The organism is Pseudomonas fluorescens (assembly GCF_005938625.1).
GTDB classification, from domain to species: domain Bacteria; phylum Pseudomonadota; class Gammaproteobacteria; order Pseudomonadales; family Pseudomonadaceae; genus Aquipseudomonas; species Aquipseudomonas fluorescens_BD.
On sequence record NZ_VCNJ01000010.1, the window covers coordinates 24,898 to 37,208 of the forward strand.

Below are 12,311 nucleotides of genomic sequence, written 5' to 3' on the forward strand. Positions count from 1 at the left end.
GTCCGGTCCCTGCAACAACGCACTTTTACGTTCCCAACAAGACCACAAAGACGGAGAACGATATGCACATTAAAAAGCTCGTGCTCGCAATGGCCATCGGCGCAGTTCTGTCGGCGTCTACGGTGTTGGTTCCGGAGGGTTTGTCCGGGGTGTCCAGTGCTTATGCCAAGGATGGGGGGAGTGGTGGTGGCAGTGGTGGCGGTAGCGGAGGGGGCGGCGGAGGAAGTGGAGGCGGAGGAAGTGGCGGGGGCGGCGGCGGTCACGGTGGCAGCGGTGGTGGCAGCGGTGGAAATGGTGGGGGCGGAAGTGGCGGCGGAGGCAGTCACGGCGGTGGCGGCAACAGTGGTAGTGGCGGTGGCGGTGGCAACAGTGGCCACAGCGGCAGCGACCACGGCTCGGGACACTCGGGCGACAGCGGCTCATCCGGCCGCAGCGGCACCCATGCTGAAGCGGGGGATGACCATGGCGTCCACCGCGCGGGTGAAGTCGGTGATGACCACGGCGTCCACCGCGCGGGTGAAGTCGGCGATGATCGTGGCGTCCATGCTGCGGCTGAAGCCGGCGATGATCGCGGCGTGCATGTCGGCGGCGAGCCGGGCGATGACAAGCGCGCCAACTGATCCATCCTGAAAACACCACACCCCCTGTGGGAGCTGGCTTGCCAGCGATGAGGCCGGGTCAGGCAAAATTGTATTGCCTGACACACCGCCATCGCTGGCAAGCCAGCTCCCACAGGGTTTTGTGGCGTTTACATATTCCGCAGACAACCATAATCCAATGTGGGAGTGAGCTTGCTCGCGAATGCCGTGGGTCAGCCAATGATGTTTTGACTGACACACCGCTTTCGCGAGCAAGCTCGCTCCCACAGGGTTTTGTGGCGTTTAAATATTCCGCAGACAACCACCATCAATTGTGGGAGTGAGCCTGCTCGCGATAGCGGTCATTCAGACACTGAAGCTGTGACAGACAGAATGCTATCGCGAGCAGGCTCACTCCTACAGTTTGATCTGCGTACGGCTCAAAGGGCGACGTTGTTCTGATTCAGGCGTTCACGCAGGAATTCGATCAGCGCCTGCACCGGTCTGGACGCCTGACGATGCTGCGGATACACCGCCGACAATGTCAGCGGTTCCGGCCGCAAATCATCCAGCACCGGCACCAATCGGCCATCCTTCAACGCCGCGCCGACAATGAACGTCGGCAGATAAGTAATGCCCATCCCCTGCACCGCCGCATCCCTGAGCAACTCGCCGTTGTTCACGCGCATGCGCCCGGTGACGTTGACCAGCAGCGGCTTGCCCTGCCCGGCATTGAAACGCCATTGCACCGAGCGCCCATGACCGTACGGCAGGCAGTCATGGCTGAGCAGATCTTCGGGTTGCAGTGGCGTGCCGCGCTCGGCGAGATACGCCGGGCTGGCGCAGTACACCCGCTCGATCGACGCGATGCGCCGGGCAATCAGTGTCGAGTCTTCCAGCACACCAATGCGCAGCGCCAGATCGTAACCCTCACCGAGCAAATCCACCGGGCGATCACTCAAGTCGACCTCAACCGTGACCTCGCGATAGCGCTGCAAGAACATCGGCAGCAGACACCCCAAGTGCGCCACGGCAAACGACAGCGGCGCACTCAAGCGAATCGTACCGCGCGGCTCGGCAGTCTGCCCGGCGATGCCCTGCTCCACCTGTTCGACTTCACCGAGCAGGCGCAATGCCGATTCGTAATAACTCTGCCCCAGCGGTGTGACGTCGAGGCGCCGGGTCGAGCGGTTCAACAACCGCACGCCAAGGCGCTCCTCCAGTTGCATCAAGCGCCGGCTGACGAACTGCTTGGACAGGCCCAACTGATCGGCCGCTGAGGTGAAGCTGCCGGAGTCCATGACCTGGCAAAAAATACGCATGTCTTCGAACGGGTTCATTGTCACTCTCTGGTGGACAGTTAAACGCTTTATAGCCGCTTTTTCACTTTTCGGCAGCCTATTAATCTGTGCTCACGGTGTTGCTGAGGCCTGAAGCCCAGCGCCACAGCAGCCCGCAACCCAGGCATAAAAAATCAAAAACATTCAAAAGGATTTCCACCATGAACATCGTCAAGAAAACCCTCACCGCTTCCCTCCTCGCCCTGTCCATCGGCAACGCCTTCGCCGCCGACAGCAGCGGTGTCGAACACAACACCCAAGCCTTCCTCAACGCCCTCGCCGCCGGCGGTGGCAAACCCCTTGAGCAACTGAGCCCGAAAGAAGCCCGTGCAGTACTGACCGGCGCGCAGGCTTCGGTGAAGGTGGACTTGTCCGGTGTTGAAGTCAGCGACAAGGCGATCAAGGTCGACGGCCAGACGATCAACCTGAAAGTGGTGCGTCCGGCCAAGGTCAAAGGCGAGCTGCCGGTGTTCATGTTCTTCCACGGTGGCGGCTGGGTCCTCGGTGATTACCCAACGCACCAGCGCCTGATTCGTGATCTGGTAGTGGGTTCTGGCGCGGTTGCGGTGTACGTCGACTACACGCCATCGCCGGAAGCGCAGTACCCGACCGCGATCAACCAGGCCTACGCCGCGACGAAATGGGTGGCCGAGCACGGCAAGGACATCGGTGTCGACGGCAAACGTCTGGCGGTGGCCGGCAACAGCGTCGGCGGCAACATGGCGGCAGTCGTGGCGTTGATGGCCAAGGAACAGAAAGCCCCGGCGCTGCGCTTCCAGCTGCTGATGTGGCCAGTGACCAACGCGCAGTTCGACGACGGTTCGTACCAGCAATTTGCCGAAGGCCATTTCCTCACCAAAGGCATGATGCAGTGGTTCTGGGACAACTACACCACCAACCCGGCCGAGCGCGCGCAGATCCATGCCTCGCCGCTGAATGCCAGCGCCGAACAGCTCAAGGGTTTGCCTGCCACGCTGGTGCAGACCGCCGAATTCGACGTGCTGCGTGATGAAGGCGAAGGCTATGCGCGGCACCTCGATGCGGCCGGTGTGGCGGTGACCTCGGTGCGTTACAACGGGATGATTCATGACTTTGGTTTGCTCAATCCGCTGAGTCAGATTCCTGAGGTGAAAGCGGCGGTGCGTCAGGCGGCGGCTGAGCTGAAAACTCATCTGAATCCATAACAGCAAAAGATCGCAGCCTGCGGCAGCTCCTGCATTGGAATACGTTCTCCTGTAGGAGCTGCCGCAGGCTGCGATCTTTTCACTTGCAGACACCACGGAGCCAAGGTCATGAGATTTTTCTACACCCACCTGCTGTCCTTGAGCGCCGCTCTGCTGCTGCTCGACGCTGTGCTCTGGCACTTCTCGCCCTTCACCCATCGTGCCCCGAGGGTCGGTGTGCGGTTGGTGCTGTTTCTGGCGTTCACGGCGCTGGTGATCAACGCCGGCGTCAGTCCGTTGCAGGCTCCGCTGTTCGCCGATGACCGCGTGGCGCAACTGGGTGCAACGGCGTTGGGGATTCTCTGGTGGCTTTACGCTGCGCGGGTGCTGACCGAAATCATCGGCCTGGCGCTGATGCGTCGTATCGGCCACAGCGGCCGTTTGTTGCAGGACGTCATCGGTGCACTGGTGTTTCTGGTCGCTACTGTCGCCGCAGCCGGTTACGTGTTGGAGCTGCCGGTAAAGGGCTTGCTGGCGACGTCCGGTGTGGTGGCCATCGTTGTCGGTCTGGCGCTGCAAAGCACCTTGGCCGATGTGTTTTCCGGGATTGTGCTCAACACCACAAAGCCCTATCAGGTGGATGATTTCGTGGTGATCGACGGCGTCGAAGGCAAAGTCTTCGACATCGACTGGCGCGCAACGCACCTGCTGACCAGCGCCGGGACCATGGCCGTGGTGCCGAACTCGGTGGCGGCCAAGGCGAAAATCGTCAACCTCAGCCGCCCGAACAACATGCATGGCGTGTCGATCAGCATTCAGGTGCCGAATCACATCCGCCCGCGCCGGGTACTGGATGCGCTTGATCGCACCTTGCAGGGCAGCAGTTCTCTTCTTCTCAGCCCCGCACCGAAGGCCGTGGTGAAAGAAGCCGGTGAAACCATGTCGGAATACGTCGCCAGCGGCTTCATCGCCGAGCTGGGCAAAAAAAGCGAAGTGCGCAATCAACTGTTCGACCTCGCCCACCGGCATCTCGAAGCAGCGGGCATTTCGCGCCATCCCGACGGCGTGATCGAACCGTCGACCCGCGCACGTGCGCTGCTTGATGAAGTAAAAATCTTCCGCTCGCTGAGCAGTGATGAGCGTGATCGCCTCGCCGAATCGATGGTCGCTCAGCAGTACACAGCAGGCCAGGTGGTGCTGGGTCTGGATGAAGTACCGGACAGTTTGTTCGTGATTGCCACGGGCGTGGTCAGTGCGACGGTGCCGGATGGTAATGAGCAGACTGAAGCCGGGCGCATGGGGCCGAGTGAGGTCATGGGTGAGCAGAGTATTCTGGCTGATACGCCGTCGCAGGCTACGTTTACCGCGCTGACGTCGAGCATCATTTATCGACTCGACAAGAACCTCACTCGTCAGTGCATGGAACAGCGCACGGAGGTGGGTCGGGCGTTGAATAAATTGCAGGCGGTACGTCAACAGAACAGTCGCCTCGCGTTGATGGCCAAGCCGGTGGCGGTGAGGAAAGGTGGGTTTTTGGGGTGGCTGCAGAAGCGTTGAGGCGTAGATTTTTAAGATCAAGAGCCTACCCCCTCACCCCAGCCCTCTCCCCCAAGGGGGCGAGGGGGAAAGGGAGCCGATCTTCAAGCTTTTCAAAATTGAAGTTCCACTCGGTATTGCAGGTCGGCGTACCTCGCAAGAACCCCTCGGTCAGTCCCCTCTCCCTCCGGGAGAGGGCTAGGGTGAGGGGCTCTTCCAGCTCACACCCAATTACTTGGCAGTGAACTTGGTATAGCTGTTAATCAAATTGCGATAGTTCGGCAAACGCTCCGACAGCAAGTGCGCCAGACCTTCCATATCGTTGCGCCAGTCACCCTGCAGCTCGCACGCCACCGAGAACCAGTTCAGCAGGTGTGCACCCGCCGCCGACATCCGCGCCCACGCCGCCTGCTGCACGGTGGTGTTGAAGGTGCCCGACGAGTCAGTCACCACAAACACTTCGTACCCTTCAGCAATCGCCGACAAAGTAGGGAACGCCACGCAAACATCCGTCACCACACCGGCGATGATCAGTTGCTTGCGACCGGTGGCCTTGATCGCCTTGACGAAGTCTTCGTTGTCCCAGGCATTGATCTGGCCCGGGCGCTGAATGAACGGCGCATCCGGGAACTGCTCACGCAATTCAGGCACGATCGGGCCGTTTGGACCTGCGTCGAAACTGGTTGTGAGGATCGTCGGCAGCTTGAAGAACTTGGCGATGTCGCCCAGCGCCAGCACGTTGTTCTTGAACTCGTTCGGGGTGAAATCCTGGACCAGCGAGATCAGGCCGGTCTGGTGATCGACCAGCAGTACAACCGCATCATCTTTGTTCAGACGTGTGTAAGGAACGCTCATGGGAAAACTCCTGATGGACGGATGGATGAAGCGTGAAGCGCCGACCGGTCGACCGGCGCTTTGAGGGAGAATCAGAAAGCGAAGCAGGAGCAGCCGAACGCGCCCCAGAAACCGGCGAAGTCGCTGACCGGTGCGTTCGACATCCGCGCCTTTTCATGGCTGTGGGTGTGTACGGCGCACGGGCCGCTGCACTGGTGCACCTGCGCCTGCAATGGCGAATTCGGCCGCCAGTGGCCCGGGACTTTCACCACCGGCGACCAGTCCGGCAGTACTGGAATCGAGCGCGGGCCGAGGTCTTCGAAGTCGCCGGCGGCGTAGACAATCTTGCCGCCGACCACGGTCATTACCGATTCGATCCACTTGATCGCTTCTTCTTCGACATGGAAGAAGTCCGCGCTCAGCGCCGCGAGATCCGCCAGTTGGCCGACCTTGATCTGGCCCTTCTTGCCCTGCTCTGAAGAGAACCAGGCACTGCCGTGGGTGAACAGTTCCAGCGCAGTGGTGCGCGGCAAACCTTCTTCGTACAAGGCCAGACCACCGACGGTGCGGCCACTGACCATCCAGTACAGCGAAGTCCACGGGTTGTAGCTCGACACCCGCGTCGCATCAGTGCCGGCGCCGACCGGTACGCCTTCGGCGAGCATGCGTTTGATCGGTGGCGTCGCTTCGGCGGCTTGCTTGCCGTAACGATCAACGAAGTACTCGCCCTGGAACGCCATGCGATCCTGAATCGCGATGCCGCCGCCCAGCGCTTTCACCCGCTCGATGTTTTGCGGGGTGATGGTTTCGGCGTGGTCGAAAAACCAAGGCAAACCGTTGAACGGAATGTCACGGTTAACCTTCTCGAACACGTCGAGCATACGGCTGATCGATTCGTTGTACGTGGCGTGCAAACGGAACGGCCAACGTTGCTCGACCAGGTGGCGCACCACCGGCTCCAGCTCTTCTTCCATGGTTTGCGGAAGGTCCGGGCGCGGTTCGAGGAAGTCTTCGAAGTCCGCCGCCGAGAACACCAGCATCTCGCCGGCGCCGTTGTGGCGCAGGTAGTCGTCGCCCTGATGCAACTTGACGCTGCCAGTCCAGTTCTGGAAATCGCTCAGTTCTTCTTTCGGTTTCTGGGTGAACAGGTTGTAGGCGATGCGCACGGTCAACTGGTCGTCTTTGGCCAGTTGCTCGATCACTTGATAATCGTCCGGGTAGTTCTGGAAACCGCCGCCGGCATCGATTGCGCTGGTCAGGCCGAGGCGATTGAGTTCGCGCATGAACTGGCGGGTCGAGTTGACCTGATATTCCAGTGGCAGCTTCGGCCCTTTGGCCAGCGTCGAGTAGAGAATCATCGCGTTCGGCCGCGCGACCAGCATGCCGGTCGGGTTGCCATTACTGTCGCGGACGATCTCGCCACCCGGTGGGTTCGGCGTGTCGCGGGTGTAACCGGCCACACGCAGCGCGGCGCGGTTGAGCAGCGCACGGTCGTACAAATGCAGGATGAACACCGGGGTGTCCGGCGCGGCCTGATTGATTTCTTCAAGGGTTGGCATGCGTTTTTCGGCGAACTGGAATTCGTTCCAGCCTCCGACCACACGCACCCATTGCGGAGTTGGCGTGCGGTCAGCCTGATCCTTGAGCATGCGCAGGGCATCGGCCAGCGACGGCACGCCTTCCCAGCGCAGTTCGAGGTTGTAGTTCAAACCGCCACGAATCAGGTGCAAGTGCGAGTCGTTGAGACCGGGGATGACGCAGCGACCGTGCATATCGACCACTTGCGTGTTCGGCCCGCGCAGGGCCATGGCCTGGTTGTCGTTGCCGACGACCACGAAGCGCCCATCGGTGATCGCCACGGCACTGGCCAGCGGTTTGGTGCGGTCGACGGTATGAAATTGGCCATTGAACAGAATCAGATCGGCGCTCATCGCAGTTCCTCAAGCAAAGTGAAAAGGAGCAAACCCCGCGCGCTCAGCGTGGCGAGGTTTCTTGGGAATCGAGGTGTTCATGGGCCTGGCTGGTTTCGAGCCACGGCGTGAACAAACGGGTGACGGGCGGCATCACCACGTACACCACCGACAGGACGATGGTCAGGGTGATCAGGAACGTGGCGACCACGTAGTTGGAAAGCAGCGGGTGCAGCGCCAGCAGCGGCCCCCAGATCAGCGGCACGAGCAACGTGTGCGGCAAAATCACCAGTAGCGTGACCACGGCTTGCTTCCAGCGCGGCGGCGGCGAAGCGGCGTCGGCCAATGGGGTAAACCAGAATTCATTGATCGGCGCGACTTCGGTCTGATCGCCATCAGCCAGCATCGGTGCGGCTTCGGCGACCAGCGCCTGACGCTGCGACGACTCCAGCCAGCCTTGCATCGCTTCGGTGCTGCTGAAACGCAGCACGCAGGTGTAGAAGTCGAGACGGCCGCGCTTGCCGCGCACCACGTCCACGCCCAAATGACCTTCACGCTGCCCCGCCACGCGGACGATATTGCGCAGCCAGGCCTCGTACGCCGACTCGAAACCGGCCTTGACCCGGTGCTTGATGATCAATGTGACCGTCTCATCGGCCCCCGGTGACTGTGGATTGAGGACTTCAGGCATAACGCAACACTCCGGGCAAACGAACAGAAATCGCCAGCCGTCCCGGCCCGGCGATCAACACAGTGGTAAACAGGATCAGCAGCAACCAGCCGAACTGCCCTTCGGCCACACTCCATTGCGGATGCACGACCAGCAACGCCACCAGCAGCACAAAGAGAATAGGCACGCAGGCCAATCGCGCCAGTAACCCGGCGACGATCAGTAGTGGGCAGAGAACTTCGGCGAAGATCGCCAGGATCAGGGTGAGGTGAGAACCGAGGTGGAACGGGTCTTCGATCAGTTGCAATTGCGCGGTGAAATCCAGCAGCTTGGGCAAGCCGTGGACCCAGAGTAAAAACAACCCGCCACTGACCCGCAGGAACAGCAAACCGATGTCGCGTGCCTGTTCATCTGTTGAGGCATTCATGACCCGACCCTTGAAATGTCATTGGCCAGAATCATGCCAATGATGGTCGGGAGGAAATTGGATAGATGTGCTCAGTTCTGCGGCATTCCAAAATTCTTGAAACACCGCAAATCCCTGTGGGAGCGAGCTTGCTCGCGAAAGCGGCGTGTCATTCAAAGTATTTATAACTGACCCGACGCCTTCGCGAGCAAGCTCGCTCCCACAGGGAATGGGTTCAGGCCGGTGGCTCGAGGTTATCCAGCACCCGGTTCACTGCCAGCTCACCGAGCATGATCAACTGCGCAACCCCCCAACAACGCCCGGCGCTGCGGCGCGGGCAACAGGTTGGCGACGTCCTGGGCGATGGTCTTGGCCGAGGCGAGTGTTTCGCTGGCGTCGGTCAGCAGTTCTTCGTTTTTGGTGTCGGCGGTCACGGCATACATGCCACGGGTTCTGCGTGGGGGTGGCGTGGAGCCGGGTGGAAGGAGGTAATGGTCGAGCGCGCGGTCGGCGGCTTCGTGGAGTTTTCGGGAATCGATGGATTCGTAGGGGGATGTGGGGTCGATGTCTGGCGGGTTGGGTGTGACTTTGAACATGGTGAATCTCCTTTTTAGAGCCGGGATCACCACGTCCTGTCGCTAAACAGGATGGGTGGCGACCGTATGCAGGTTAGCGAACCGGTAAAAAGGCAACCCGGTAGACCCGAAGGTCTCCCGCATACAGCCGCCATAGCGAAGTGCAGACGATAGCCTGCAACGAAGCATGGAGCGCTGATGCACTTTTTTTGGTCCGAGTCGCTAAACCCGATCGCTGAGTTTTCAGCGACCACCAAACGATAGAGACGGGACCACAAGCGCACAAGCCGGCGGATTCTGGCGTAGCTGTAGGCAAAGGCGCAAGGTTGCGTAGCCTGAAAGAGTGTCTGAGGGTGTTGCTTAAACGGCGATGTTTAAACCACCGACAACTCAAGGTTCACACCTCCCCCTGTGGGAGCGAGCTTGCTCGCGAAAGCGGTGAGTCATTCGAAGTATTTATCGACTGATACGACGCCTTCGCGAGCAAGCTCGCTCCCACAGGGGATCAGTGCTGTATTTGAGATTTGCGCAGGGATTCAGCTAGCCGGAATATCCAGCGGCGCCGCCATGAACTGGCTGATTCGCGCGCGCAACCATTTCTCCGCCGGATCGTTGTCATGCACCCCGCTCCAGGCCATCGACAGTTGCGCCGCATCGATCGGGAACGGTGGATCTTCGGCGCGCAGCGCACACCCTTCAACCAGCGCGCAGGCCGCGTAATCCGGCACGGTGGCGATCATCTCGGTGCCGGCGAGCAAGGCGCGCAAGCCGCTGAATTGCGGCACGCCCAACACCACGCGGCGCGTACGGCCGACCTTGGCCAGGTCCATGTCGATATTGCCGCTCAGGTCGCCCGAAAACGACACCATCGCGTGCGGGCGCTCGCAGTATTCATCCAGCGTCAGCGGCCCCGGACGGTCGTCGCCGCGCAGAACCTTGCAGGGAATATCGCGCAGTTTTTTGCGCTTGGCGTTGGCCGGCAATTCAGTGGTGTAACTGACGCCTACGGAGATTTCCCCCGATGCCAACAGCGCCGGCATCAACAGGTAATTGGCGCGGCGCACCACCACGACAATCCCCGGCGCCTCTTGCTGAAGCTGGCGCAGCAACGGCGGAAACAGGCCGAATTCGGCGTCGTCCGACAGGCCAATACGAAACACGTCGCAACTGCTCGCCGGTTCGAACTCCTTGGCCCGACTGACCGCGCCAGAGATGACGTCCATCGCCGGTTGCAGCTCTTTGAGAATCGCCAGCGCCCGCGCGGTCGGCTCCATGCCGCGACCGTTGCGCAGCAGTAACGGATCGTCGAACAGATCGCGCAAACGACCCAACGCAGCGCTGACGGCCGGCTGGCCCATGAACAGTTTTTCAGCGACGCGGGTCAGGTTCTTCTCGAACATCAGCGCTTCGAAAATCACCAACAGGTTCATGTCGACGCGACGCAGATCGTTACGGTTCATGGGCATGTTTTCCTTTTCGGTGTAGGCCGTTTTTGCGGGTGGGCGCTGCGCACTTTACTCGATTAACGGCACCTTGGCCGCGCGCTTGTACGGACCGTATTCCACGGGCACCCACTGAAAGTGTTTGCCTTGCGCGGTGATGTGACCGATGCCCGGAAACGGCAGGTGCGCCGCCGTCACCCACGTCTTGCTCGCCACCGCCGCACTGAAGACTGCCTGACGAGCGTTGATCGCTTGCGCACTGTTGACATCAAAGCCAATTGACACTCGCGGATGCTCAAACTGTACAGCCAGGTTATGCACCAGATCCCCCATGAAGACGATGCTCTGGTTCTGCGAGGTGAATCGGTAGGTGGTGCTGCCCGGCGTATGTCCGGCTTCGAGTGTCGCTTCGACTAATCCCGGCAATGGCGACTGGTCAGCGGCGAATGTCTTGAAACGCCCGGCGTCGACGTAGGGCGCGGTGGAGTCCTGGGCAATCTTGAAAAATTCTCTGGCGCCGGCGGGAGCTTTGGCCAGCGCGGCCGGATCGAGCCAGTAGTCTGCTTCCGCCTTGGCGGCATACACCGAGGCATGGGTGAACAACGCTTGTTTCTGTGCATCGACCAGACCACAGACATGATCAAGGTGCAGGTGCGTCAGCAAGATCGTATCGACCTGCTCTGGCTGGTAGCCGGCCGCCCGCATATTCCCCAGAAGCTGTCCGGCGGTGGCGCCAATGCATTGCCCGGCACCGCTATCGACCAGAATCAGTTGCTTGCCGGTATTGACCAAGAAAGCATTGAACGCCGTCTGTACCCCCGGAGTTTCAATCGAACGGCGTGCCAGCAGCGCACGAATTTGGGACTGACTCATGCCCTGCAACAGCTTCGGCGACAGGTCGTTGTACCCATCGAACAATGCGGTGACCTCGTAATCTCCCAAGGCCAGGCGGAAATAGCCGGGCGCCTGAGTGCCCTGCTGTGGTGCCTGTGCCATGGCGCTGGACGTTACCAGCGCGAACGTCAGCGCCGCCGCTGCTTTGGAAATGCCTTTCATTTGATTCCCCCTGGACCTGCCGATTGCGACGCCCCAACGGCTCGCCACGCTTGCAGTCATCGTGCCGCAAACAGCGGGGCGCAGACTTGCAGGGATGTGCTGAGTTCAGGTCAATGCGCTGGAATTAACAACGATTAACTCGTCAGTTCCCGGCCCTCGCCCAACAATGAAGTCCTCTGCGCAGCGTTGTTTTTTTGACCTGAGGGGATGCGCCGACCGTGCATTCCCCATCGACACGGACTTTGGCCATGGCTCATTTACAGCACAGCGTCGCCCTCGCCCCTGCCAGCGAACCACGCAAGACCGGGATCGGCGGGCTAAGCCCGCAGCGCGAACGACAGGTCAAACAGCTGATCCTCGAACGTCTGGGCGAAAGCCTCGAGGTCACCGAACTGGCCCGCGCCTGTTCGCTGTCACGCAGCCATTTTTCCCGCGCCTTCAAATGCAGCACCGGGTTGTCGCCACAAGACTGGATTCGCACCCAGCGCATCGCGCGGGCCAAGCTGCTGATCCAGCACACGGACCTGAGCCTGACGCAAATCAGCCTCGAATGCGGATTCTGCGATCAGGCGCACTTTTGTCATATGTTCACCCGCAGCGAAGGCATCAATCCGTTTGCCTGGCGCTGCCAGATCACGAGAGAACCGAGGACTCACCGTTCCCAGCACGCCGTGTTTTGATCGCGGCCCCCGTTGCACTGAGGCTCAAACCTGAGGATTATGCCGGAACACCCCGGATTAGAAGGCCTGCGCACGCACCTGGCCCTACTCCGCTCTGTCCCTCGCAGCACCGCAGGAGTGA

11 protein-coding genes and 1 pseudogene are annotated in these 12,311 nt (G+C 60.6%); 4 read left to right on the plus strand and 8 right to left on the minus strand.

From position 1 onward, the window contains the following. Positions 1-62: 62 nt before the first annotated feature. Entirely contained in the window at positions 63-620 is a 558-nt protein-coding gene (locus FGA82_RS32680; protein WP_212760532.1) for a hypothetical protein, read from the plus strand. Between the two features lie 398 nt (positions 621-1,018). On the opposite strand, the gene FGA82_RS08465 is transcribed toward FGA82_RS32680, so the two are convergent. Further along, positions 1,019-1,918, minus strand: coding sequence for a LysR family transcriptional regulator (locus FGA82_RS08465; RefSeq protein WP_141126729.1), 900 nt, complete (start codon positions 1,916-1,918; stop codon positions 1,019-1,021). Positions 1,919-2,079: 161 nt separating this feature from the next. Between FGA82_RS08465 and FGA82_RS08470 the strand changes: the two genes are divergently transcribed. Then, positions 2,080-3,102 carry an alpha/beta hydrolase gene (locus FGA82_RS08470; protein WP_141126730.1) on the plus strand — a complete coding sequence of 341 codons (1,023 nt, stop codon included), beginning with the start codon at positions 2,080-2,082 and terminating at the stop codon, positions 3,100-3,102. A gap of 108 nt (positions 3,103-3,210) precedes the next feature. Then, entirely contained in the window at positions 3,211-4,638 is a 1,428-nt protein-coding gene (locus tag FGA82_RS08475; RefSeq protein WP_141126731.1) for a mechanosensitive ion channel family protein, read from the plus strand. 210 nt (positions 4,639-4,848) lie between these two features. Here FGA82_RS08475 and ycaC read toward each other — a convergent pair whose 3' ends face one another. From ycaC to FGA82_RS08510, 7 genes and pseudogenes are all read right to left on the minus strand, one after another. Next, positions 4,849-5,472 carry an isochorismate family cysteine hydrolase YcaC gene (ycaC, locus tag FGA82_RS08480; RefSeq protein WP_007913541.1) on the minus strand — a complete coding sequence of 208 codons (624 nt, stop codon included), beginning with the start codon at positions 5,470-5,472 and terminating at the stop codon, positions 4,849-4,851. Between the two features lie 71 nt (positions 5,473-5,543). After that, a complete protein-coding gene (locus FGA82_RS08485) occupies positions 5,544-7,382 on the minus strand; it encodes an amidohydrolase (RefSeq protein WP_008079742.1) in 1,839 nt (612 codons plus the stop codon). A 43-nt stretch (positions 7,383-7,425) separates the two neighbouring features. After that, on the minus strand, positions 7,426-8,052 hold the full coding sequence (locus FGA82_RS08490) for an antibiotic biosynthesis monooxygenase (RefSeq protein ID WP_141126732.1): 627 nt from the start codon (positions 8,050-8,052) through the stop codon (positions 7,426-7,428). Further along, positions 8,045-8,458, minus strand: a complete 414-nt coding sequence (locus FGA82_RS08495) for a DoxX family protein (protein ID WP_102902852.1) — start codon at positions 8,456-8,458, stop codon at positions 8,045-8,047. The genes FGA82_RS08490 and FGA82_RS08495 overlap by 8 nt, the downstream gene beginning before the upstream one ends. Positions 8,459-8,672: 214 nt before the next feature. Continuing rightward, a pseudogene (locus FGA82_RS08500) lies at positions 8,673-9,033 on the minus strand (DUF6124 family protein). 515 nt (positions 9,034-9,548) lie between these two features. Next, a complete protein-coding gene (locus FGA82_RS08505) occupies positions 9,549-10,472 on the minus strand; it encodes a LysR family transcriptional regulator (RefSeq protein ID WP_141126733.1) in 924 nt (307 codons plus the stop codon). Between the two features lie 54 nt (positions 10,473-10,526). After that, positions 10,527-11,510, minus strand: coding sequence for an MBL fold metallo-hydrolase (locus FGA82_RS08510; protein WP_141126734.1), 984 nt, complete (start codon positions 11,508-11,510; stop codon positions 10,527-10,529). Between the two features lie 248 nt (positions 11,511-11,758). Here FGA82_RS08510 and FGA82_RS08515 point away from each other — a divergent pair, with 248 nt between their 5' ends. Continuing rightward, entirely contained in the window at positions 11,759-12,190 is a 432-nt protein-coding gene (locus FGA82_RS08515; protein ID WP_141126735.1) for a helix-turn-helix domain-containing protein, read from the plus strand. The last annotated feature ends 121 nt before the right edge of the window (positions 12,191-12,311 follow it).

What these genes read in the sequence shown, in the direction of transcription:
- FGA82_RS32680 (WP_212760532.1), top strand. Translation starts at nt 63, where the DNA reads ATGCACATTAAAAAGCTCGTGCTCGCAATGGCCATCGGCGCAGTTCTG.
- FGA82_RS08465 (WP_141126729.1), bottom strand. Translation starts at nt 1,918, where the DNA reads ATGAACCCGTTCGAAGACATGCGTATTTTTTGCCAGGTCATGGACTCC.
- FGA82_RS08470 (WP_141126730.1), top strand. Translation starts at nt 2,080, where the DNA reads ATGAACATCGTCAAGAAAACCCTCACCGCTTCCCTCCTCGCCCTGTCC.
- FGA82_RS08475 (WP_141126731.1), top strand. Translation starts at nt 3,211, where the DNA reads ATGAGATTTTTCTACACCCACCTGCTGTCCTTGAGCGCCGCTCTGCTG.
- ycaC (WP_007913541.1), bottom strand. Translation starts at nt 5,472, where the DNA reads ATGAGCGTTCCTTACACACGTCTGAACAAAGATGATGCGGTTGTACTG.
- FGA82_RS08485 (WP_008079742.1), bottom strand. Translation starts at nt 7,382, where the DNA reads ATGAGCGCCGATCTGATTCTGTTCAATGGCCAATTTCATACCGTCGAC.
- FGA82_RS08490 (WP_141126732.1), bottom strand. Translation starts at nt 8,052, where the DNA reads ATGCCTGAAGTCCTCAATCCACAGTCACCGGGGGCCGATGAGACGGTC.
- FGA82_RS08495 (WP_102902852.1), bottom strand. Translation starts at nt 8,458, where the DNA reads ATGAATGCCTCAACAGATGAACAGGCACGCGACATCGGTTTGCTGTTC.
- FGA82_RS08505 (WP_141126733.1), bottom strand. Translation starts at nt 10,472, where the DNA reads ATGAACCGTAACGATCTGCGTCGCGTCGACATGAACCTGTTGGTGATT.
- FGA82_RS08510 (WP_141126734.1), bottom strand. Translation starts at nt 11,510, where the DNA reads ATGAAAGGCATTTCCAAAGCAGCGGCGGCGCTGACGTTCGCGCTGGTA.
- FGA82_RS08515 (WP_141126735.1), top strand. Translation starts at nt 11,759, where the DNA reads ATGGCTCATTTACAGCACAGCGTCGCCCTCGCCCCTGCCAGCGAACCA.